At 70.9% G+C, this 21894-nt stretch carries 17 protein-coding genes and 1 pseudogene; 12 read left to right on the plus strand and 6 right to left on the minus strand.

Annotated elements, in window-relative coordinates:
- Positions 1–126: 126 nt before the first annotated feature.
- Positions 127–2016, minus strand: a complete 1890-nt coding sequence (locus G4D85_RS41700) for a lipase maturation factor family protein (protein ID WP_240359815.1) — start codon at positions 2014–2016, stop codon at positions 127–129.
- A 159-nt stretch (positions 2017–2175) separates the two neighbouring features.
- Between G4D85_RS41700 and G4D85_RS41705 the strand changes: the two genes are divergently transcribed.
- Positions 2176–2829, plus strand: coding sequence for an MBL fold metallo-hydrolase (locus G4D85_RS41705; RefSeq protein ID WP_164019843.1), 654 nt, complete (start codon positions 2176–2178; stop codon positions 2827–2829).
- Position 2830: 1 nt separating this feature from the next.
- Here the strand turns inward: G4D85_RS41705 and G4D85_RS41710 are convergent, their stop codons facing one another.
- Together G4D85_RS41710 and G4D85_RS41715 are read right to left on the minus strand one after the other, a co-directional pair.
- Positions 2831–3631 carry a hypothetical protein gene (locus tag G4D85_RS41710; protein ID WP_164019844.1) on the minus strand — a complete coding sequence of 267 codons (801 nt, stop codon included), beginning with the start codon at positions 3629–3631 and terminating at the stop codon, positions 2831–2833.
- The gene (locus tag G4D85_RS41715) at positions 3624–4520 is read right to left on the minus strand and encodes a dimethylarginine dimethylaminohydrolase family protein (RefSeq protein WP_164019845.1); all 897 of its coding nucleotides are present in this window, start codon (positions 4518–4520) and stop codon (positions 3624–3626) included. The genes G4D85_RS41710 and G4D85_RS41715 overlap by 8 nt, the downstream gene beginning before the upstream one ends.
- A 238-nt stretch (positions 4521–4758) precedes the next feature.
- Here G4D85_RS41715 and G4D85_RS41720 point away from each other — a divergent pair, with 238 nt between their 5' ends.
- On the plus strand, positions 4759–4917 hold the full coding sequence (locus G4D85_RS41720; RefSeq protein ID WP_164019846.1) for a hypothetical protein: 159 nt from the start codon (positions 4759–4761) through the stop codon (positions 4915–4917).
- Positions 4918–5104: 187 nt separating this feature from the next.
- The gene (locus G4D85_RS41725; protein WP_164019847.1) at positions 5105–6802 is read left to right on the plus strand and encodes a GTPase; all 1698 of its coding nucleotides are present in this window, start codon (positions 5105–5107) and stop codon (positions 6800–6802) included.
- Positions 6803–6985: 183 nt separating this feature from the next.
- On the opposite strand, the pseudogene G4D85_RS50490 reads toward G4D85_RS41725, so the two are convergent.
- A pseudogene (locus G4D85_RS50490) lies at positions 6986–7435 on the minus strand (M23 family metallopeptidase); the annotation flags it as partial.
- Between the two features lie 288 nt (positions 7436–7723).
- Here G4D85_RS50490 and G4D85_RS41735 point away from each other — a divergent pair.
- Positions 7724–8989, plus strand: a complete 1266-nt coding sequence (locus G4D85_RS41735; RefSeq protein WP_164019848.1) for an amidohydrolase family protein — start codon at positions 7724–7726, stop codon at positions 8987–8989.
- Positions 8990–9020: 31 nt separating this feature from the next.
- Here the strand turns inward: G4D85_RS41735 and G4D85_RS41740 are convergent, their stop codons facing one another.
- Positions 9021–10139 (minus strand): alpha/beta fold hydrolase, encoded by a 1119-nt coding sequence (locus tag G4D85_RS41740; protein ID WP_240359816.1) that lies wholly within the window; start codon positions 10137–10139, stop codon positions 9021–9023.
- A 202-nt stretch (positions 10140–10341) separates the two neighbouring features.
- Here G4D85_RS41740 and G4D85_RS41745 point away from each other — a divergent pair, with 202 nt between their 5' ends.
- From G4D85_RS41745 to G4D85_RS41755, 3 genes are all read left to right on the plus strand, one after another.
- A complete protein-coding gene (locus tag G4D85_RS41745; protein ID WP_164019849.1) occupies positions 10342–11007 on the plus strand; it encodes a TetR/AcrR family transcriptional regulator in 666 nt (221 codons plus the stop codon).
- Between the two features lie 10 nt (positions 11008–11017).
- Positions 11018–11914 (plus strand): sterol desaturase family protein, encoded by an 897-nt coding sequence (locus G4D85_RS41750; protein WP_164019850.1) that lies wholly within the window; start codon positions 11018–11020, stop codon positions 11912–11914.
- 171 nt (positions 11915–12085) lie between these two features.
- Positions 12086–13675 (plus strand): glucose-6-phosphate isomerase, encoded by a 1590-nt coding sequence (locus tag G4D85_RS41755; RefSeq protein WP_164019851.1) that lies wholly within the window; start codon positions 12086–12088, stop codon positions 13673–13675.
- 46 nt (positions 13676–13721) lie between these two features.
- Here G4D85_RS41755 and G4D85_RS41760 read toward each other — a convergent pair whose 3' ends face one another.
- Positions 13722–14618, minus strand: coding sequence for a LysR family transcriptional regulator (locus G4D85_RS41760; protein WP_205525934.1), 897 nt, complete (start codon positions 14616–14618; stop codon positions 13722–13724).
- A gap of 107 nt (positions 14619–14725) precedes the next feature.
- Between G4D85_RS41760 and G4D85_RS41765 the strand changes: the two genes are divergently transcribed.
- The 5 genes from G4D85_RS41765 to G4D85_RS41790 all read left to right on the plus strand — a co-directional run bounded on the left by G4D85_RS41765 (position 14726) and on the right by G4D85_RS41790 (position 21861).
- Entirely contained in the window at positions 14726–15688 is a 963-nt protein-coding gene (locus G4D85_RS41765; protein WP_164019853.1) for an alpha/beta hydrolase family protein, read from the plus strand.
- A 376-nt stretch (positions 15689–16064) separates the two neighbouring features.
- On the plus strand, positions 16065–16760 hold the full coding sequence (locus G4D85_RS41775) for an RNA polymerase sigma factor (protein ID WP_205525935.1): 696 nt from the start codon (positions 16065–16067) through the stop codon (positions 16758–16760).
- A gap of 245 nt (positions 16761–17005) precedes the next feature.
- Complete coding sequence (locus tag G4D85_RS41780; protein WP_164019856.1) at positions 17006–19696, plus strand: CHAT domain-containing protein; 2691 nt, start codon at positions 17006–17008, stop codon at positions 19694–19696.
- Between the two features lie 96 nt (positions 19697–19792).
- Positions 19793–20431, plus strand: a complete 639-nt coding sequence (locus tag G4D85_RS41785; RefSeq protein ID WP_164019857.1) for a hypothetical protein — start codon at positions 19793–19795, stop codon at positions 20429–20431.
- 11 nt (positions 20432–20442) lie between these two features.
- Positions 20443–21861 carry a hypothetical protein gene (locus tag G4D85_RS41790; protein WP_164019858.1) on the plus strand — a complete coding sequence of 473 codons (1419 nt, stop codon included), beginning with the start codon at positions 20443–20445 and terminating at the stop codon, positions 21859–21861.
- Positions 21862–21894: the final 33 nt, after the last annotated feature.

The raw sequence follows: 21894 nt of genomic DNA on the forward strand, positions 1-21894 counted from the left end.
CTAACGCCACGCAGAGGCCCCGGTGGGAAAAGGGTCCGCTCCGTTCATGGCTGCACGCCTGCCGCGCTCGCGCGCCACCTGGAGGCTCACCGTCCAGGCAGACGGCGACTCTTGTGCCGCCTTACCTCATGCCTGGGCATCCCACTGCAAACGGGGGACGTGGCCCGTCGGACGGGGACCCGGGGCCAGGGCCAGGGGCGGCACATAGAGGCCCACCCGCTCGCGCTTCCACCAGGTGCCGGTGCGCCGCCGCTCCTCCAGGTCGGCCATCTTGTAGTCGTAGAGCACCGCGCGGACCATGCGAGGAGGCTCGTCCGGGAAGGGGTTGCCTTCGAGCAGCCTCAGCACCTCCGGCGAGCCCTCCAGCAGCCGTCCAAGGAAGGCGATGAACCAGCTCGTCGGAGCCCCCAGCGCCGCGAACCACATCTGCCAGTCCAGGCGTGGCTGGTGGGGCGCCACCAGCCGGGGAGGCCGCTCGGGGTCGCCCACCTTGTAGCGGAACGAGTATTCCTTCCAGTGCTCCCCGTCCTCGGAGCCCTCGACGAGGATTTCCGGGCGCTCCACCGTCATCACGCTGAAGAGGCCATACGAATTCACGGAGCGCAGCGGCCGCGCGCGGGCCTCCAGCCACCTCAACGTGCCCCGCACGCGCTCATGGCGGAGGGGCCACGAGTCGAAGCGGCGAAGCACCTCGGACACGCCGAGCACCAGCACCGGAGCGGCCACCACCGTGGACAGCGCCGCGCGCCACCAGGGCTGCGTCCGGGCGGGCCCCTCGGCCTCCAGCGGCAGCACGCGCCGCAGCGCCGCGTCGTCCAGCAGCCACAGCCCCAGCGCCAGCGCCTGGTAGTTGAAGAAGCCGTAGTTGCCCGTGGTGAGGATGGCGCCCTGCAACCCCGCGAAGGCCCAGAAGGCGAGCTGCCGTACCTTCCGAGGGCCCAAGACGAGGAACGGCACACCCGCCTCCAACCCGAGCGTGGCCGCGGTGGACGCGCTCTGGAACCCGGGGGGCAGGTGGTGCGCGTACCAGCCGCCGCGCGTGGGCAGCGGCGCCGTCTCGTAATAGTGGTTCAGCGCCGTCAGCTCGCGCCACGTCTCGTCCCCCGACTGGAGCTTGCTGATGCCAGAGCCGAAGTAGAGCCGGAACACGAGCAGCCGGAAGAGGAACACGTCCAGCGCGGAGGGCGCGTCCCGGCCCAGGCCCGGCCTCAGCCCTCCAGGCGCGGTGAGCGCCGACAACAAGCCCATCTCCAGCAACAGCACGTCCCACTGGAAGGAGAGGAACTCGCGACCCACCGAGACATAGGAGAGGTACAGCCCCCACAGCAGCGACACCGTGAGCCGGGGCGCGAGGTTGAAGAGCAGCGCGAGTGACAGCAACTGCCCCGCGCGGCACCCACGCACCAGCGCGGCATCGGACGCGTCCAGCCAGAACACCGTCGGCGTCAGCCGCCAGCGCTCCCGTTCTGGCTCCGCCAACTTCTCCGCGGCCAACCGCTCGCGAATCGGACGGATGCCCCGGCTCCCATAGAGGCCGAGCACCTGCCGCCCCAGCGAGGTGAAGGCGATGAGGAACGCGCCGCCCGTCAGCCGGAGGAAGGCCCAGCGCACCAGCCGGTACTCATGCGGAACCACCGCGCGCCCGAAGAGCCACGCATCCACTCGCGCCGCCGAGCGTCGGTTGCGGGCGATGAGGGCATACGCGCCTCGCGCCACGTGCAGCACGCCGGGCAGCAGCCCCACCCTCGCCACCACCCGGGTGCCCGCGCGGGGCGACCAGGCGAGCATCCGGAAGACCGCCTCCGCGCCCTGGGACACGCGCCCGGAGGGCTCCACCAACTGCATGGCCCGGCGCAGGTCCGCCTTGCGGAGGCCGAGCAGCCAGCGATGCCACCACCGGCCCGGCTCGAAGCGCACACGCCCTCGCGTGCTCAATCGCCACCGCGCCACCCAGCGGCGGCAGAAGCCACAGTCCCCGTCGAAGAGCACGAGCGGACGCGGCGCGGCCCCACGCATGACTCTCTCCACCATGCGGGAAGGTGGGGTGCCCTCTCGCGTCGCGGCTGCCCTCTCCCGTGCAGACCGGCCGCCCCCGGAGCAGGAGACCCGGCGAGCCGTGTGTCACCTGTCCCAGGAGTCCAGGTGACGTACGGCACGGGTGCCTACGTTCACGGCATGAGCGAGCCCAAGGGGAAGGCGAAGCGCGTCGTCGAATTGGTGCCTGGCATCCACCACTGGACCCTGTCCGATGACCGCATCGGCGGCTCGCGCAGCGACGCGTACGCGGTGGTGGACGAGGATGGGGCCGTCGTCCTCATCGACCCGCTCCCCATCGACCAGGACACACTGCGCGAGCTGGGCAACCTCGCCGCCATCGTCCTGACAGCGGGCAACCACCAGCGCTCGGCGTGGCGCTTCCGCAAGGCCTTCAGCATCCCGGTGTGGGCACCCGAGGGCGCGCACGGCCTGGAAGAAGCGCCGGACTACACCTACGTGGCGGGCGAGACGCTGCCCGGGGGCCTCGTCTCCTTCCACACGCCAGGCCCCACGCTGGCCATGTACACGCTGTGGGTGCAGCAGCATCCGCGCAGCGTGGCCTTCATCTCGGACCTGCTGGCGCACGAGAGCCCGGGCACGCCGGAGTTCGTCCCCAGCGAGTACCAGGACGACCCGCTCCGCACCCGGCACAGCGTCCAGCGCATCCTGGACCACCTGCCGGTGCAGACCGTCTGCTTCGCGCACGGCGAGCCCATCATCGGTGACGGCGCCGCCGCGTTGCGCCGCGCGCTGCAGGAGGACATGGAGTCCCCCGCCACGCCCGCGCCCTGACTCAGCCGGGCTCGCCCTCGCGCACCAGCACGTGCCCCGCGTCCAGGCCGGGGGCGACGAGGTGCAGCACCTCACCCGCCTCCGCCCGGTCCAGCAGTCCGCTCAGCGCGGGCAGGTCCGTGACAGCCACCCGCCGCGTGGGCGGCAGGGGCACGCGCCGCTCCATCGCCTCCGCCACACGCGCGCCGTCCGACACGTCCGACTCGTAGACGAAGGTGCGCTCACCGTACTCATGGCCTCCGGGCACACGGCCCACCAGGCGCAGCGGGCCCAGTCGTGAGTGGATGCGGACGCTCGGGTTGTCCCACTGGGCCACGCCGCGCAGCCGGCGCGCGCGCAGCATGGCCAGCGTCAGCACCTTCACCCACGGCGCGGCGCCGGTGCCCGGAAGGAAGCTCAGCAGCGACACGCCGATGAACAGGCCCGGCGTTACCGAGGGCGCCGCGTAGTACGCCGCGCCGATGGTCGGGTCCTCGTCGGCCAGCCCGAGCCGCTCGCGCACCTCCGGCCTCACCATCCGCGCCGGGCACCGCAGCAGACCGATGGCCCCCGGCAGCAGGTACAAGTCCGACAGCACCCAGCGCGGCACGCCGATGCCACCGAAGGCGAGCTGGTTCAGCAGCAGGTACTGCTGCGCCAGCTCCAGGTTCCGCTCCGCGGGCAGGTACCGCACCGGCAGCCCCAGCGGAGCCAGGTCCAGCGACTCCGCATGCGCCCCCGAGCCCAGCGCCACCAGGGACACGCCAGGGTGCTGGGAGAGAAACGCCTCCGCTCCTCGGGTCAGCGCGCTCGCGTCACGCATCGGCTTCGATGTCCTTCGCCACCGCGTCCAGCCGGTACTCGTCCGGAATCCGCACCGCCGCCGCGTCCACCTGCGCGCGCGACACGAGGCAGCGCGACGAGCCACCGCCCTTCTCGCACAGCTCGCGCATGGTGAGCGGCACCACGCGCATGCCCAGCAGGGCCAGCCGCGCACGCACCGCGTCCGGCACCACCGAGGGCGCCAGCAAATCCCGACCCAGCGGCAGCCCGTTGGTGGCGTAGCCCTTGATTTCGTCCTCCGTCACCGTGAGCAGCCGCTGCTCACCGAAGCGCTCGCGCAGCAATGCGTACGAGGCCGGAGCGATGACGTCCGCGCACACCATCAGCCGGTCCACCACGGGCAGCGGGAGCACGGCCATGTTGCCATGGAAGGCGGGCTCGCGGACCTGCACGCGCACCACCTCGCCGGGGAAGTAGCGCGCCGCGGCCTCCAGCCCATCGAGCGTGGTGCGCCCGCCCCAGAACAGCAGCGTCACACCGTCGAAGGTGGCCACGTCGCCGTGCGCCTCCCAGATGCCCACGCCCGGGTCCACCACTTCCAGCCCCAGGCTTCGGGCCAGGGGCGCCCAGTGCTCGCGCTCGGTCTGTCGGTGCGCGCTCATCATCCGGGGCAGCAGGAACAGCGGCGGCGCGCCCTCGCGCGGGACGACCTGCCCGCACTCCGCGGCGTAGGGCATGCCCGTCAGCAGCTCGGACGGAGACGGCAGCGCCACCACCGTGCCGCCGCGCGCCTCGAGCTCCCGCGCCAGCGTCAGCCATTCCCGGCGGGCCTGTCGCGCATCCACCTGCGGGGCCTCGCGACTGCGGAAGTTGTTCCGCCCACGCAGGGCCCACGCGCGCCCCGGGGGCGACATCAGGAAGAGGTCCATGGTGGAAGCACTTCTACTCCTCCCGCCTTCCGCGCCGCCACGGCGTGCATTCCCGGAAGCGTCCTTCCTGGCAGGCCCTCCACGCAGGGCGCCTGCCCGGGCGCACCGGCCTGTAAAGGCTTCCGACGGAAAAGGCCCGCGGGCCTCCGCCGTTCTCCCCTTGCCGAAGCGGCCCGCGGCGTTGCACGGGGCGCACGCACGGACCGACACACCCCACGCCCCACACACGGAGAGCACCATGAGCACCGAGAAGAAGGTCAAGAAGGTGAAGGAGCTGTTCGTGCAGGACCTGGCGCGCATCCAGGGCGGCGCCGACAAGCCACAGAAGCCGCCGAAGTGCCCGGAGTACACCACCCTCGCCTGTGGTGAAGAGCCCGACGGCTGCTCCGGCTGCTGAGTCCTACACTCCGGCGGGAGCAGCTCATCGGCTCCCGCCGGTCGTTTCCCTCCTGGCGCCGGGCGCGCGGGTTCCGGAGCGGAAGGACGCGCCGACCGGGCCCTGGCCGATAAGTGCACGCTGGCGCACCCTCCGTGCATCTTCTTCGTAGTCACCCGGGCGCGGCCGGGACAGGCTCCGTCCCCACGTGGACGAGACGAGCCTTCCCGACCCCGAAGCCCTTCGCACCCTCTTGAAGACCGCCCTGGAGCTGCCCGCGCTACAACCGCACGCGGCGCGACTGGAGCGGCTGGTGGACGACTACGCACGGGGCGTGGCGCGCAAGGATGCGCCGCTCGGCGTCGCGCTGGTGGGAGCCACCGGCGCGGGCAAGTCCACCCTCCTCAACGCGCTGGCCGGGCAGTCGCTGTCGCGCGAGGGAGTGGACCGGCCCACCAGCACCGCCGCCACCGTGTTCGCTCCGGAAGGCGCCGCCGCGGACGCGCTGGCCCAGACGGGCGCGCGGGTGGTGCGGTACGCGCCCGGGCCGCAGGGCCTGTGGGGCGGGCAGGTGTTCATCGACACGCCGGACCTCAACAGCGTGGCCACCACCCACCGCGACGTGGCGCGCGCCGCGCTGGAGCGCGCGGACGTAGCGCTGGTGGTGATGCACCGGGGCAGCGTGGCCGAGGCCTCGCAGGTGGAGTTCCTCGCGGAGTTCGCCCGCCGCCGCGCGCTCGTCTTCATCCTCAACTTCGCGGACGAGCTGTCCCCGGAGTCCCGCGAGACGCTCAAGGCCCAGGTGCGCCGCGTGGCCTCCGAGCAGTACGGCCTGCCCCAGGAGGACGTGCCCGTCTTCACCATCAGCGCGCTGGCGGCGAAGGACGGCCGCGACGTGTCCGGTGAGTTCGGCGCCCTGCTCTTCCACCTGCGCGGGCTGGCCACGCAGGCGGTGGCCGCGCGGGTGCGGCGCACCAACGCGCTCGGAGCGCTGGAGGAGGTGTCGTCCCGGGTGGGCACGGCGCTCCAGGAAACGGACGCACTGCTGGCGCGCACCCGCGACGCGCTGGGCTCGGGGCTGGAGAAGGCGGCGGAGGCACTGCGCGCGGACTTCGACGCACGGCTGCGGCTGGCGCACGGTCATCTCGCGGCGGAGGTGCGGCGGCAGGCCGGTGGCCGCTTCTGGGGGCCCGCGGCCTGGGGGCTGCGGCTGTCCCTATGGGGAGCAAGCGGGCTGGGTGCGGCGGCGCTGGTGGGGCGGGCCAGCCTTCCGGCGGGGCTGGCCGTGGCGGCGGCCTCCACGGCGCTGGACGCGGTGCGAGGACGCACGCGCGCTCGGGCCGCGGAAGCCGCGGTGGTGGAGCCCTTCGAGGACGACTTCGGCGTGGAGTCCGCCGCGCGCACGGCGCTGGCGGAGGCGCGCAGCGTGGTGCGGGCCGGCGGACTGGAGCCCGCGCTGCTGGGCGTGCCGGACGTGGACGCGCTGCTGGACGCGGTGCGGGGGGCGCGCGCCGGAGCGTGGCGCTACACGGCCACCACCGGCGTGGGGGAAGCGGTGGCCGGCTGGTGGCGCACCGCGCGCTGGCTGGTGCTGCCGCTCATCAACCTGCCACTGCTGGCGCTGCTGGGACACGTGGGCTGGCGCGTGGTGCGCGCCTACGTGGAAGGCCCCCTGTTGCCGATGGAGTACTTCGTCAACGCGGGGGCCCTCTTCGTGCTGCTCGCCGGGGCGGGCGCGCTGCTGGCCTCAGCGAGTCTCGCTGGGGCCGCTCGCCGTGCGGGCGCGGCTGGGCGCGCGCGCTTCGTCGAGGCCCTGGCCGCCCTGGGCGGGAGGCTGATTGAGGCCGTCGATGATGGTCTGCGCCCCGGGCGGGAGGCCGCGAAGCGCCTCTTGGCGCTCAGGTGACATGGACACCACCGGCTGGCCCGGGGTGTGCGAGCCGTCGTTGCTGGCCATGAGGGTCTGCTGGCCCGCATCCTTGCAGATGGGCGCGGCCACGCGGGTGTCACGCACCGGGTCACCGTAGCCGGCGATGCGCGCCGGGACAGACGGGTTGTTCCAACCCTTGCCCACCTCACGCGCCACCTTGAAGTGCAGGTGCGCGCCGCAGGCCCAACCGGTGGAGCCGGAGAAGCCGATGAGCTGGCCCTCCCTCACGCGGTCTCCCGGCTTCACCACCACGGCGCTGAAGTGGAGGTACTGCGTCTCCAGCCCATCACCGTGGGAGACAACGACGTAGTTCGCGTACGGAGCGAACTTCTCGTCGCAGCCACCCTTCGTGCTGTCACCACGCGCCAGGCGCACCACACCGTCGCGCGCGGCGACGATGGGAGTGCCATCCGGCATGCGGAAGTCCCAAGCGTACGTGTCGTTGTGCTGATGGCTGCCGGTGTCGTGTCCCTGGCTCACCGTGTGGATGCGGCCACAGGAGAAGGGGACGCCGACCTCGGGCATGTTGTCCGAGTGGTTGGCAGTCGAGTGGGGAACCGAGGGCGCCGAAGCCAGGAGGGAGCTTACGAGGAGGGCGGAGAGGTTCATATCGGGGCGGGCAGGAAACGGAGGCAAGTGCCCCCGATATTTCCCACGTCATTTTCGCAGATGCCCGCGCGCCCTGCGACCAGGGGTGCTGTGCTCCGTTCTCCTTCCTGGAGGAGTACACGCATGCCCGTAGAGGGAAGAACGCGTCTTTGGCGCTGGAGTCTCTGCCTGCTCGTCTGCTGGACGGCCTGCCGCAGCGGACCCGAAGCACTGCCCACTTCCGCTCCGGAATCAACCTCGCGCACCCATGTCGCCACTCTGGCGCTGGTGGGGGTGAAGGTGCTCCCGATGACGGGTGGAGACGGAGTGCTGGAGGATCAGACGGTGCTGGTGGACGGGGACCGCATCGTCGCGCTGGGACCGACGGCTTCCACGCCCGTCCCCGAGGGAGCGACGCGGGTGGAGGGGCGTGGACGCTGGCTGATGCCGGGGCTGGCGGACATGCACCTGCACCTCCAGCAGGGGACCGGGACGGCGGGCGACAACGCGGGGCTGCAAATGCGGCTACTGCTGGCCAACGGCGTCACCACCGCGCGGGCGCTGGGTGCCGCGCCGACGGGACTGGAGCTGCGCGCGCGGGTGGCGAAGGGCGAGGTGCTGGGGCCCCGGCTGCTGGTGTCCGGCCCCTCCTTCCATGGCAAGTCGGTGCAGGGGCCCGAGGCGGCGCGCCAGCGCGTACGCGAGCAGAAGGCCGCGGGCTTCGACCTGCTCAAGACGCACGGCGGGCTGGGGCGCGAGACGTACGACGCGATGATGGCCGAGGCGAAGGCGCAGGGGCTGCGCGTGAACGGCCACGTGACGCCGGATGTGGGGCTGGCGCACGCGCTGGCCTCGGGGCAGCAGTTGGAGCACCTCGACGGGTGGCTCGCCGCGCTGCTGCCACCGGGTGACCCGGCGGTGGTGGACCAGCTCGACTTCACCGACGCGCTGGAGCGGATGGACGCGGCGCGCATCCCCGCACTGGCGGAGGCCACGCGGAAGGCGGGAGTGTGGAGCTCGCCCACGCTGGAGCTCTTCGAGCTGCTCTCGAGCGCCGACCAACTCGACATGCTGCGGGCGAGGCCGGAGCTGCGCTACGCGCCCCCAGCGGCGGTGGAGGCGTGGACGAAGGCCCTTTCCGACCCGGAGCTGACGGGAGCACCCGCCGCGCGAAGGCAGCGCTTCGTGGAGCTGCGGCGTCAGGTGGTGCGGGGACTGCACACGGCGGGAGCGGGACTGCTGGTGGGCTCGGACTCGCCGCAGTTCTTCATGGTGACGGGCTTCGCGGTGCACCGGGAGATGGAGGCCATGGCCGCGGCGGGGTTGCCGGCGCACGCGGTGCTGGAGGCGGCCACGCGCGGCGCGGCGGAGTACCTGGGCGAGTCCGCCGAGTGGGGCACGGTGGCGCCCGGCCGCCGCGCGGACCTGCTGCTGCTGGACGCGGACCCGCGCAAGGACGTGCGCAACACGCGCGCTCTCTCCGGCGTGGTGTTGCGCGGCCGGTGGCTGCCACGCGCGGAGCTGGACGCGATGCTGGCGGAGGTGGAGTCGGCGGTGAAGGCGAAGGCGCCCTGAGCCTGGAGTGCGTCGTCCTCCCCTCCCCCGCTCACTTCCCCTCGCGCTGGCGCAGCCAGTTAGCGATGGCACGCTCGCACTCGGCATGGCGGTCGAGGAAGGCGAAGTGCCCGCTGTCCACCTCCACATAGGTCGCGAGCTTGCCCAGGCGCTCGGCGAAGGCGCGCATGGAGCGCGTGGGCATCATGGAGTCGGTCCGCCCCTGCACCACCAGCGTGGGGACCTGGTGCGTGGGCGCCTGCGACACGGCCCCGGAGACGAGGACCAGGCCCCGCAGCTCGATGCGGGGATGGGAGACCCGGCTCACGAGGACGCTGGCCCCCGCGCCTCCATTGGACAGCCCGCCCAGATAGACGCGGCGGATGCCCCAGCTCGCGAGCCAGTCCAGCGTCGCCTCCAGCGTGCGCTCCCCCTGGGGTGACCACCAGTCCCCGGCGGGGCCCACCGAGGGGCAGACAGTGAGCGCGGAGATGGCCTGGGCCGCCCGCGCCATCTGCCAGCAATACACGGCGAAGTTGCCCGCGTAGCCATGGAGGAAGACGACGGCCGTATCGGACGAAGCGCCGTCGGGCGGCGAGATGACCAACGTGTCGAAGGACTTCGAGGATTGGAGGCCCAGGTACGTGGCGACGGCGGGAGTGGCGAACGCGCCCTCGGCGGCGTCCATCCGGTCGAACGCGGACTCCAGCGCGGAGATGAAGTCGCGCGAATCCGAGCGCGGCACGCCACCGGACAGCACCAGCGCGTGGGCCGCGAGCAGCGTTCCATCCCGCTCGGCGACAAGGCGGTTCACCCACCGGTGGCCCCGGTCCGGCAGGCGCAGGGTCTCCACGTGGGTGCCGTCCGCGAACACCATTCGCGCCAGGGCGATGAGCAGCAGGACAGCGAGCCCCGCCCGCGTCAGCCCCCGGCGCTTCCGCCAGGGCCGCGACACGAGTCCGGCCGACACGAGCGCGAAACCCACGGCGTAACCCCAGCCCGAAGGCGAAGCGCCGACGAAGCCCGCGGCGGCCAGCAGCAGCAGGGCCCACGGGACGGCGACGAGCCCCAGGACGAACCCGAGCCACCCCCTCCGCCGCGACACCACCGCCGGAGGTGCAATGGAGCCGGACAGCGGCTGCATCACGAACAGGGAAGACGAAGAGGCCATGCAACCGAGCATGCGGGCCCGGGCCCGCATGCTGGACCGCCCGAGGCCGAGCGGTCCGGAAGCGACGGTGAGCGGCCGCTCGCGCCCGCCGGAATGACGCACCCGGCTGAGGCCACCCGACCCGAGCGGCGCCGGGCCGCCCGCCTGCCTTTGAACTTAGTGACTGGTCACTTGTTAAGTTTGGCGTTATCCTCTGGGTGAAATGGCCTCGAAGACCTCTCCGCCGGAAGGGCAGCGCCCTCCCCGCCGCACCCAGCAGGAGCGCCGCGAGACGACGCGCCGCAAGCTGCTGGACGCCACCATCTCCACGCTGGTGGAGCTGGGCCATGCGCGGCTGACGACGGTGGAGGTCGCGAAGCGGGCGGGTCTCTCGCAGGGCGCCCTCTTCACGCACTTCGACACCAAGGAGGAGCTGCTCGCCGCGGCGGTGGAGCACCTCTTCCCGCGCATCATCCAGGACTACCTGGCGGGCGTCGGGGCCCGGCCGTCGAGCAGGGACCGCGTCGCGGCGGCGGTGGACATGCTGTGGGCCGCGTACCAGCGCCCGGAGCTGCAGGCAGCCATCGAGCTGTACGTGGCGGCGCGCACGGACCCGGAGCTGCGGGCGGCGCTGGAGGCGGTGGACGGGCCGCACCGGGAGAACCTGCACCGCGTCGCTCGCGAGCTGTTCCCCGAGGTGGCCACCACGCACCCCGACTTCGACGCGGTGGTGGAATTGGCGCTGGACGCGGTGCAGGGCGCCGTTGTCGGAGGCAGCGCCCGGCCGAACGACCCGGCCCACCGCCGCATGCTGGACACACTCACGCGCTTCATGCGCACCGCGTTCTCACCCACCCCGGAGCGGCCTCGCCGCCGCTCCCGTCCATAGGAGGCCCAGCATGGACGCAGCACGCATCCCCGACCTCATCACCCCCGCCATTCCCGTCTTCCTCATCACGGTCATCGCCGAGGCGTTCTGGGTGAAGAAGCTGCGGGACGAGGGACGGCCGCTGGTGGGCCATACCTGGAAGGACTCCATCGCCAGCATGTCGATGGGGCTGGGCAACGCGGCCATCAACCTGGGGTGGAAGTTCGTCGCCTTCGCCGGCTACCTCGCGCTCTACCACCTGACGCCGCTGCGCATGGGCACGGGCGTGGTGGCCTGGGTGCTGCTCTTCTTCGCAGAGGACCTCTGCTACTACTGGTTCCACCGCGTCCACCACGAGAGCCGCTTCTTCTGGGCGTCCCACGTGGTGCACCACTCCAGCCAGCACTACAACCTCTCCACGGCGCTGCGGCAGACGTGGACGCCGCCCACGGCCTGGGTGTTCTGGGCGCCGCTGGCGCTGCTGGGCTTCCACCCGGTGATGATTGTCGTGCAGCAGGGCGTCAGCCTGCTCTACCAGTACTGGATTCACACCGAGGCCATCGGCCGGCTGCCGCGCCCGCTGGAGTGGTTGCTGAACACGCCGTCGCACCACCGCGTGCACCACGCCGCCAACCCGCGCTACCTCGACAAGAACTACGCGGGCATCCTCATCATCTGGGACCGGCTCTTCGGCACCTTCGAGCCCGAGGGCGAGAAGCCCGTGTACGGGCTGACGAAGAACCTCCAGACGCACAACCCGCTGCGCATCGCCTTCCACGAGTTCGGGGCCATTGCCCGTGACGCGCTGAAGCCCGGCCCGTGGCGGCACCGGCTGGGCTACGTCTTCCGCAACCCGGCCTGGAAGCCGGAGCCGCTGACGCCTCCCTCGGCGCCGCCGTCGCCGGAAGCCGCCCGGCCGTCGGCCTGAAGTCTCCTCCAGTGTCGGGCCCTCCCCCCGGAGGGCCGTGAGGTGTTGAGCACTGGGCCTCCGTGAGGGCCCTGTCCTCATGCTGCCCTCGCGTGCGGCTTCCCACCCGCATGCGGAGGCGCTAAGCCACACGGCACCTTCCGCGCGAGCAGCCGAGGAGAAAGAGGAGCCATGACCGAGCGTGAGCTGTGGCAGCGGTACCAGCGTTATCTGTGCGTCGTGCCGTCCGTGGGGTTCACGCTCGACGTCTCGCGCATGCACTTCCCGGCGGACTTCCTGGAGCGGATGCGCCCGCTCATGGAAGAGGCCTTCACGTCCATGGAGGCGCTGGAGAAGGGCGCCATCGCCAACCCGGATGAGCAGCGCATGGTGGGCCACTACTGGCTGCGCGCGCCGGAGCTGGCCCCGGAGCCGGGGCTGAAGAAGGAAATCACCGACATGGTGGCGGCCGTCCACGACTTCGCGCGGAACGTGCACGCCGGCAAGGTGAAGCCGCAGAAGGCGCAGCGCTTCACACATCTCCTATTGGTGGGCATCGGCGGCTCGGCGCTGGGGCCGCAGCTGGTGGCGGACGCGCTGGGCACGGCGACGGACACGATGCAGGTGTCCTTCTTCGACAACACGGACCCTGACGGCATGGACCGGGTGCTGGCGCAGCTGGGTGACAGGCTGGCGGAGACGCTCACGCTGGTCCTCACCAAGTCGGGCGGCACCAAGGAGACGCGCAACGGCATGCTGGAGACCGAGCGCGCCTACCAGGCGAAGGGGCTCGACTTCAGCAAGCACGCGGTGGCCGTCACGGGGACGGGCAGCGAGATGGACAAGCACGCGCGCAAGCAGGGCTGGCTGCGCACCTTCCCGATGTGGGACTGGGTCGGCGGCCGCACGTCGGTGCTGTCCGCGGTGGGCCTGCTGCCGGCGCGGCTGCAGGGACTGGACATCGACGGGCTGCTGACGGGCGCGCGGGAGATGGACGCGGCGACGCGGCAGCGCGACGTGGCGAAGAACCCGGCCGCGCTGCTGGCGCTGATGTGGCACCACGCGGGCGGAGGGCGCGGCGCGAAGGACATGGTCATCCTGCCGTACAAGGACCGGCTGCTGCTGATGTCCCGCTACCTCCAGCAGCTCGTCATGGAGTCGCTGGGCAAGGAGAAGGACCTGGACGGCAAGGTGGTGAACCAGGGCATCGCCGTCTACGGGAACAAGGGCTCCACGGACCAGCACGCGTACGTGCAGCAGCTCCGCGAGGGCGTGAACAACTTCTTCGCCACCTTCATCGAGGTGCTGAAGGACCGCCAGGGTGCAACCTTCGAGGTGGAGCCCGGCGTCACCAGCGGGGATTACCTGCTGGGCTTCCTGCTGGGCACGCGCCGCGCGCTGTACGAGAAGGGCCGCGAGTCCATCACCCTCACCGTGCCGGACGTGAGCGCGCACACGGTGGGCGCGCTGATTGCTCTCTACGAGCGCGCGGTGGGCTTCTACGCGAGCCTGGTGCACATCAATGCCTACCACCAGCCGGGTGTGGAGGCGGGCAAGAAGGCCGCGGGCGCGGTGCTGGAGCTGCAGCACAAGCTGACGGCGCGCCTGGGCGAGGCCCGCGCGGAGCCCCGCTCCGCCGAGCAGCTCGCCGCGGACCTCGGCATGCCGGACGAGGTGGAGACGGTGTTCAAGGTGCTGGAGCACCTGGCCGCCAACCCGGACCGGGGCGTGCTGCGCTCCGGAGGCCCGGGGCCCTCGGAGGTGCGCTACCGCGTGAAGTGACGGCGTGGAGACGGCGGGGGGCGCGAGGTCGGGTCGCCCAGCATGGCTACCGGGCCTCGCCCTCGCTGCCACCGAGCCCCGCCCGCTCCTTCCGGCACAGCTCCGCCAGCCAGTCGTAGGCGGCTCGCACGCGCGGGCTTCGCTGCAGGTCCTTGTGGACGACGAGCCACAGGGGCCGCTTCGCCAGGACGCCCGCGCCCACGCGCGTCAGCCGAGAGTCCCGCTCACCGCTGAGGCACGGCAGCAGCGCGACGCCGAGCCCGGCGGCGGCCGCCTCGCGCAGCACGGTGGAACTGTTGCTCTGGAGGAGCCGGCGCGCGCCCGCCGTCAGTCGCTTCAGCTCGTCCGACTCGGCGCCGGAGGTCAGGGCCGCGCGGTAGAGGAGGACACAGTGCCCGCGGAAGTCCCCGGGCCTGGGCGCACCGTGGCGGCGCAGGTAGCCGCGCGCCGCGTACATGGCGAAGGCCACGTCCGCCACCTTCCGCACCACCAGCGCGTCTCCCCGAGGCGGCGCGAGCCGGAGCGCGAGGTCCGCGTCGCCTCGCTGGAGGTCCACCAACTCGCTGCCCGCCACCAGCTCCAGGTCCAGGCCGGGATGGCGCGTGTGCAACTCGCCCAGTCGCGGAGCAATCAAGGCGTGGGCGAGGTACTCGGTGGCGGTGAGTCGCACGGTGCCCACGGCGCGGGCCTCGGTCGCCACGGCGCTGTGCAGCGAGCGCAGGGAGTCCTCCATCTCCCGCGCCCGGGCCACCACCGCCTCCGCGGCCTCCGTGAGGGCGAGCGTCCGTGCGCCGCGCAGCACCAGCCGCGTGCCGAGCGACTTCTCCAGCGCGTCCAGCCTGCGTCCCACCGTGGTGGCATCCACGCGCAGCTCGCGCGCCGCGCCCGCGAGCGAGCCCTGGCGCGCCACCGCCAGCAGGTACCGCAGGTCGTCCCATCGCATGTCCATGCCTGCAATGGTGCAGCAAAGCACTGCATCCGTGCAGCCCTCCCGGCGCTATCTCGCGACAATGGGGCGCGCACGGCGGTCCCCATGACGGGAGGACGGACATGGCTCACGCGGCGATGCTGGAGCGGGAAGTGGGACCGGCGGTGCCGGAGACGACGTCGGACGCGACGGGCCTCAGCCTGGACACCGGCCCGGGAGTCCCGTTTCCCATCCGGGCCCGGGACGGCTACGCGCTCTCCGGGACGCTCTACCCCCACACGGGCGCGGAGCTGGGAGGCGTGGTGCTCATCAGCTCCGCCACGGGGGCGCGCCAGCGGTACTACGCGCGCTTCGCCGCGTACCTCGCCGGGCGGGGCCTGCCCACCGTCACCTATGACTACCGGGGCATTGGCGGTTCGCGCCCCGCGTCGCTCGTGGGCTTCGGGGCCCGGATGGAGGACTGGGGAGCGAAGGACCTCGCGGGCGCCATCGACACGGTGCGCGAGCGCTTCCCGGGCCGCCGGGTGCTGCTGGTGGGGCATAGCGCGGGCGGACAGCTGCTCGGGCTCGCGGACAATGCGCGCGCGGTGACGGCGCTGCTCACGGTGGCGTCGGGTTCGGGTTACTACCGGCTCTTTCCCCAGCGGCTGCGCATGGCGCTCAACTGGCGCGTGCTGGCGCCCCTGCTGGTGAAGGCGTACGGGAAGCTGCCGGGCTGGGCCGGCACGGCGGAGGACCTGCCCGCGGGCGTGGCCGAGCAGTGGGCGCGCTGGTGCCTGGCGCCGAGCTACCTGCTGAGCGAGGGCGGTGAGGCACGCCGCGAGGCCTATGCCTCGCTGTACCTGCCGCTACGGGCCTACAGCTTCACGGACGACCCCATCGCCTCGCCGGCCTCGGTGCGCGCGCTGCTGTCCGTCTACGCGGATGCCGTCGTGGACCACCGGCTGCTCTCTCCGAAGCAGCTGGGACAGGCCATCGGCCACTTCGGCTTCTTCCGCGCGCCCTTCCGCGACTCGCTGTGGGCGGACGCGGCGGACTGGCTCGCGGACAAGGCACTGTCTCCCCGGTACGCGAAGCGCGCCTGACACGCCGACGACGCGTGGAGCGCCACGGGCTCAGCGGCTGGCGCGCTGACCCGGCGCCGGCATGCGCTCCTCCGTCCACCAGGCGCCCAGGGCCGTGAAGGAAATTTCCGCTCCGAGCCGCCCCGGGTAGTGCTCAAGGCGGCGAAGGCCGCTGAGCGCCTCACCGCATCCGGCCGCGCCACGCAGGCCGAGACGATGCGCGCGTGGATGGACTCCCTGCCAGAGGACGAGAAGCCGAAGCCCTCCCCTGAGAAGAAGCGGCGCCGGCAGGACGGCAGGACGTGAGGAGACCTTGGCACCCAGTCGGTCAGGTCACCCCTTCGAAATTCCGAGGTAATAATCCAGCGATTCCCGTCCGGGTGGGCACGAGATCCTCATGGCCCCACCCAACGCCCTGGTGTCCCATACAACCCCACTGGCAGAGAAACTGCCTGCGGAGGCCTCCTCCGCTGCAGTGATGGAGGCTCGCGCGCCGCAAAGGCCCTTGCATATCGTAGAGCAGAATGCGGCGATCCATGGAGGGGCCTCACCTTTGATGGGAATGGGAGACCGCAGCCACGCGGCGGGGGCGATTGCGCTGCAACTCCGCGACTGGCTCCTGGCCCAGGCAAAGGTCATCTGCCGCAATGCACCGGATGCAGAGGATCTCGTCCAGGAGACTCTGACCCGGTTCATGGCCACCTTTGGCAGCGCAAGCCCACTGCCGAACGAGCGCACCGCCGCGAAGTGGCTGGTGACCACTCTCACCCACATCTTCTATGACCAGTGCCGGAAACAGCGTGTACAGGCGCGGAGGGTGAGCGACCTGAGCCTGGCTGCCGAATCCAGGAACGAGCAACCTGTGCCTCCGCCAGCATACGAGTCCCTCTCGGAAGAGCAGATAGAAGAGGCGATCAGCCTGCTGGGCTCGGTGGGCCGTACCACCTTCGAACTCCATGTCGCCGGAAAGAAGAACCCCGACATTGCTCGCGAGCTTGGCATTCGAGCTGGAACAGTGGCCAAGCGGCTGCACGATGCACGCGTCAAGCTGCGCACCATTCTCCGGAAGTATCTCCAATCGGGGGTGAACTGATGGCTGGCGCCTGTGACAAGCTCGAGCCCTTCATCGACGGTGATTTGCCGCCGGATGCGGCACAGACCTTCCGGGACCATCTTCCGGAGTGTGCTCGCTGTCAGCGAGAGCTCACGGAGCTGCTCCATCTCAAGCTCATCGGCAAGCGCCATTTCGAGCGAGTCGGGCCCCGGCCCCAGTCGTTTTCGCCGGCGCCCGGGCCCTTGCCTCTATGGAGACGTACCGCCTTATTGGCTGCGGCCTCCATGTCCGTGCTCCTGCTGCTGGTAATGGGCGTTTGGCCGCGTTCAACCCCCAGCCCGGGACAGGGAGCCGTCTGGCTGGCAGACCGTCCCCAGCGCCTGCTGGACGGGCGTCTCTCCTATCGAGATGCTGACCGCTATCGTCCTCCTGCATCGAAAACGATGGGAAGTGACAGAGGAGCGGAGCGGCTGCCGCTTGAGGAGTTGGCTCGCCTGGAGAAGGCGGACCCTCAGGGCGCTGCGGCCGTCTACCTTGTACGCAATGACAAGGACTTCACGAAGCAGGCCATTCAGCATCTCAAGGAACTGCCGCCTTCTGCGGACCGGGACAATGACAGCGCCGTGGCCAAGCTGGTCTCGGGCGAGTTCTTGGAAGCCCTCCGCCATACCGATGCAGCCCTCGCGAAGCAGTCCAGGCACCCTCAGGCAATGTGGAACCAAGGGCTGGCGCTTGAGGAACTGAAGCTCCCGCTCACAGCGGCCCGGGCATTCAGGCAGATGGCAGCCCTGGCGGAGGAAGGCTGGGCCCAGGAAGCCACCCAGCGCGCCGAGAGTCTGCAAGGGGATGCCACCCAGCGACATGCGCGCTGGGACGAGGCTGTCGCGGCGGGCAAGGCTCTGCTCGACCCGGCTCCGGTTTCGCCGCCCGAGGGCTTCAGCCAGTTCTACATCGCCAGGCTCCTTTTCTATGACGCCGTCCGGGCTGCACCCGACCGGGAGCGGGCCCTCGCGCTGGTGCCCTTGGCCCAGGAACTGGATGCCCGGTCCGAGGCAGGCGTACTCGAGGCCTATGTGCGCCGGGTCGCCGATGCCGACTTCTCGCGCCGCGCGCCACTGGCTCAGGACTATGCGGCGCTCGTCCGGAAACAGCTCCCGGCAGAGCGACGGCAGCCCTTCCTCACGGAGTTGCTGGCGTCGGACGAGGAGGACATCCTCCTGGGGGCGCTCGTCCTCATGGACGCCGTTGGGCCTCATCTTGCCCGCTTCGAAGCCATGGCCAGCGCCACGGGCGACCGCTGGTTCCAGCTGCTTGTGGCGCAGGTGCGTGCGACGGTGGAGGAGCGCGCGGGACGCAAGGAGCAGGCCGTCCAGTTGCTCGTCCAGGCCAGACAGCTCTGCCCCGCGCCCGGGCTGGAGTACCGCTGCATCTTCCTGCGGCGCGAGCTGTCGGGTCTCTACATCCAGCTGTACCAGTTCGACGCCGCACGAGATCAAGCAACGGAGGGATGGCAGGAGGCCCGTGCCGGCAACGAGTGGGCCCTGGAGCGGGACTTCCTCTGGGACCTCGCCCAGGTCGCGCGCTTCGTGAATGATGCCTCGCTCGCCCGTGCCTACTTCACGGAGTTCCTCGCGGGTGCTCCGGACGACCTGGAGACGGTCCGCCGCGTCCGCCAGCATCTGGCGGACATCGCCCTGCACCAGCTGCGGGTGGAAGAAGCGCGCGCCGAGATTGATGCGGCGCTGGCCACCGGGCTGCCGCTGTCTTTCAGTGGAGCGCTGACCCTGGCCGACATCTCGCGGATGCGGCCTGCGCCGGACGATGAGGCCGCCCTGCGACGTGCGCTGAACGAAGCCATGCACGGCCTGGGCCCCGGAGAGAAGGCCATTGCCACCCATGTGCTCGGGCGTTTCTTCATCGAACGGGATGCTGGCCAGGGCCGAAGCCTGCTCTGGAAGGCCATCGAAGAAGCAGAGCCCCACGGCCCAGAAGAGGACCTGGCAGCACGAAGGGCCCGCGCATATAGCTTCACCTCGCTCATCCTGGAAGCGGGCCGCCGCGGCGCCTTCGATGAAGCACTGGAGCTGGTAGCACGCGAGCGCGGGCAGGTGCTCCCTCCGCAGTGCTTGCTGGTAGCCGCCGTGGATTCGGAGCGGACACTGCTCGTGGTGCGAGGGGCCGCGGGGGACCAGCTCGGCCACTACGATGCGCTACGGCGCGAGCCCCTGGGGCCACAGCTCGACGGGCTCGTGCCGGAAGTGCTCCTTGCACCTCTCCGGGCATGCACGCGGGTGCAGGTCATCGCCCGTCCGCCCCTGCATGGCCGGCCCGGCCTGCTGCCCCCGGACATGGCCTGGAGCTACCTGACGCGTCTGTCGGAGCGCTCTCCGACCACGACACTCCGTCCGGTCCGCCTGGTGGTCACCAACGTCGAGCTGCCCTCTGGCACGCCTCTCAGGCGCCTCAACACCTGGACTCCAGCCCGTGTCCTTGGTGAGCAGCGGGACACCCTCGCGGGGGCGGAAGCGACGCCCACCCGGGTGCTTGCGGCGATGAAGAACGCCACGGAGATCGACTTCTTCACGCACGGCGTCCTCAATAGATACTCCGACGCTTCCTACTTGCTGCTGGCCTCGGAGCAGGGGAGGAGCGAGCTGCGCGCACCCAGGGTCAGGGCTGCTCGGCTATCAGGCGCGCCTTTCGTCGTCCTGGCCGCCTGTCACGCTGCGCACACCGCGTACGCACTCCACGAGCCACTCAGCCTTCCTGCCGCCTTCATCGAGGCAGGGGCGCGCGGCGTGCTCGCCGCGACGGTGGAGATTCTCGACCTGGAGGCAGGCACATTCTTCGACGCGGTCCGTGAGCGCATGCGCTCGGGCGTGGACCCGGCCATCGCGCTCCGCGACGAGCGCATGCGCTGGCTGGCTGAAGGCAGGGGTGGTTCATGGATTCACAGCGTCCTGCTCTTCGACTGAGGCGTTTCTTCTCCGTCGGCAGGTAACGACCGAGGCAGGTCACGTCCTATTCAGCGGGTGGTTTCAGGGACTCCACCCATTGGACAGGAGCCCTCCTTGAGCAAGCCAAGCCTGCCGTACCATGACCTTGAGTTCTCCAGCGACGCCCCCTTCTGGAGCGGAGAGGAAGCCTCCGAGCGGCGCATCTTCCTCATGCCCGCCTCACCGCCCTCCAAGTTCGTCGGCTTCGGTGTAGCCCGAGCTTCGAAGGAGGTGTGCTTCGTGGCCCGGGGCGTGGTGGCCGACCACCTCGGGCACTTCATCTCCCGGAACGTCCGAGAGGGAGCCAGGGTGGAACTCTATGCGAAGCCCCCGCTGCCCCACTGGCTGCTGGAGCGCTACGTCTGCGATCCCCCCTGGGAGGGACACGAGTATGAGAAGCCCCCCAACCCTCCCGTTGGCGGGCTGGTCGCCACCGGAGTGGAGCGGTACGCGCCGTCCCCGACAGGCGCCCTGTGGTCGGGAGGGGACGGCTCCAACCGGGTGACCTTCATCATCCCGGTGCATGACCCGGCCGAGTTCCTCGCGCTCGGAATGCTCGGCTCGCAGGCAGAGGAGCACTTCATGCGCGTGGGCCGGGTGGAGGATCAGCTCGGGGACTTCATCGAGCAGATGAAGCGAGAAGGAGCCCGGGTGGAGCTGCGGGCCCTGCCACCGCTCCCGGAGCCGCGCCTTCGCAGGTACTTCACCCGATGAAGGACTCCACCATGGCTCTTGAACTGCTCCTGGCCCATGCCGATGACGGCCAGCCCGTGATTCCAGAGGGGCTTCCCATGGAAGCCCTTCACTTTCCCTCGAAGCCCGAGCCGCTCGACCTTCCCGAGCGGCTGTGGGACACCAGTGGTGACCATGACCGGCTCTCCCGGCAACGGTGGGGCCTCGTGGTGCCACAGGGGCCGCGGGGCCAGCAGCTGCTCGCGCGGGTCTGCCGGCTGCGGGAGCACCGCGAGGCGCAGCAGGGAGGAAGGCCTGCTCAGATCTACTGTGTGCCGCCCGGCATGGATGGCGTGAGCGCCGCCAACTGGAAGCGGACGGTCTTCCGGGACGAAGCCGTGTCTGAGGCGGAGCGCCCGCGATACCTGCTGCTGCTGGGGGACCTAGACGAGGTCTCGCTGGAGCTGCAGCAGGAACTGGGCACGGATGCCTTCGTGGGCCGCCTGACGTTCCCGACGGACGAGGGCTACGACGCCTACGTCGATAAGGTGCTGCGCTGGGAGGCCACGGAGGCCCGCGCACACCGGCCGCGCGTGATCTTCTACACCGCTCTGGACGGCTCGGACGCGACCCGGTGGGGGCGGGAAATGCTCATCGAGCCGGGCGTCTCGGACTGTCGCAGCCGGACGACGGACGAGGGTCGGCCGCTGGTCGAGGTCCACGACATCATTGGCAAGGCGGGTGACCCCTCGGGGGAACTGCTGGCACGTGCGGCGGAGCCCGGGCCGTCCGTACTGTTCTCGCTGAGTCACGGAGCGGGGACCCCTCGTAAGGGATGGCCTTCCCTTGCCCAGCAACGTGAGCGACAGGGGGCACTCGTTCTTCCGGGCGGACAGCTCCTCACAGCTGCAGACCTGGCTTCGAGGCCCTTTCTTCCTGGAGGGGTGTGGTTCTGTCTTGCCTGCTTCAGCGCGGGGACCCCGGCGCCGAGTTCCTACACGCCATGGCTGCGCGACCTCGCCAGCACGGACCCCGAGGCGGCCCGTGTCCTGGCAGGTGCCCTGCCCAAGCAAGGGGACCGGCCCTTCATCGCCGCGCTCCCTCAAACCGTGCTGGCCAACCCGGAGGGACCGCTGGCCGTCATGGGACATGTGGACCTCGCCTGGACTTCTGGCTTCGATGACCATGGCCGAGGAATGCCCTCCCGCTTCCTGGGCGTGGTCCAGGCGCTCCTCGATAGCCGCCGCGTCGGCGCCGCCATCCACACCCTGTTGCGCTTCTTCGGAGAGGCGAACAGCACGCTGGCGGTGCTCTACCTGCGGGAGGCGCTGGAGCGCGAGGCCGGGAAGCCGTGCTCCGTGGCTCCACAGGACAAGGCGGAGCTCTGGCTGCGGCGGCAGGACCTCGCCGGCTACGTGCTGCTCGGAGACCCCGCGGCGCGGCTGGCGCTACGCACTGAAGAGGCGAGGTAATAACCGCACGCTTGGCGTCTGTATTTGCGGTGC

This window comes from Pyxidicoccus trucidator (genome assembly GCF_010894435.1).
Lineage (GTDB): Bacteria > Myxococcota > Myxococcia > Myxococcales > Myxococcaceae > Myxococcus > Myxococcus trucidator.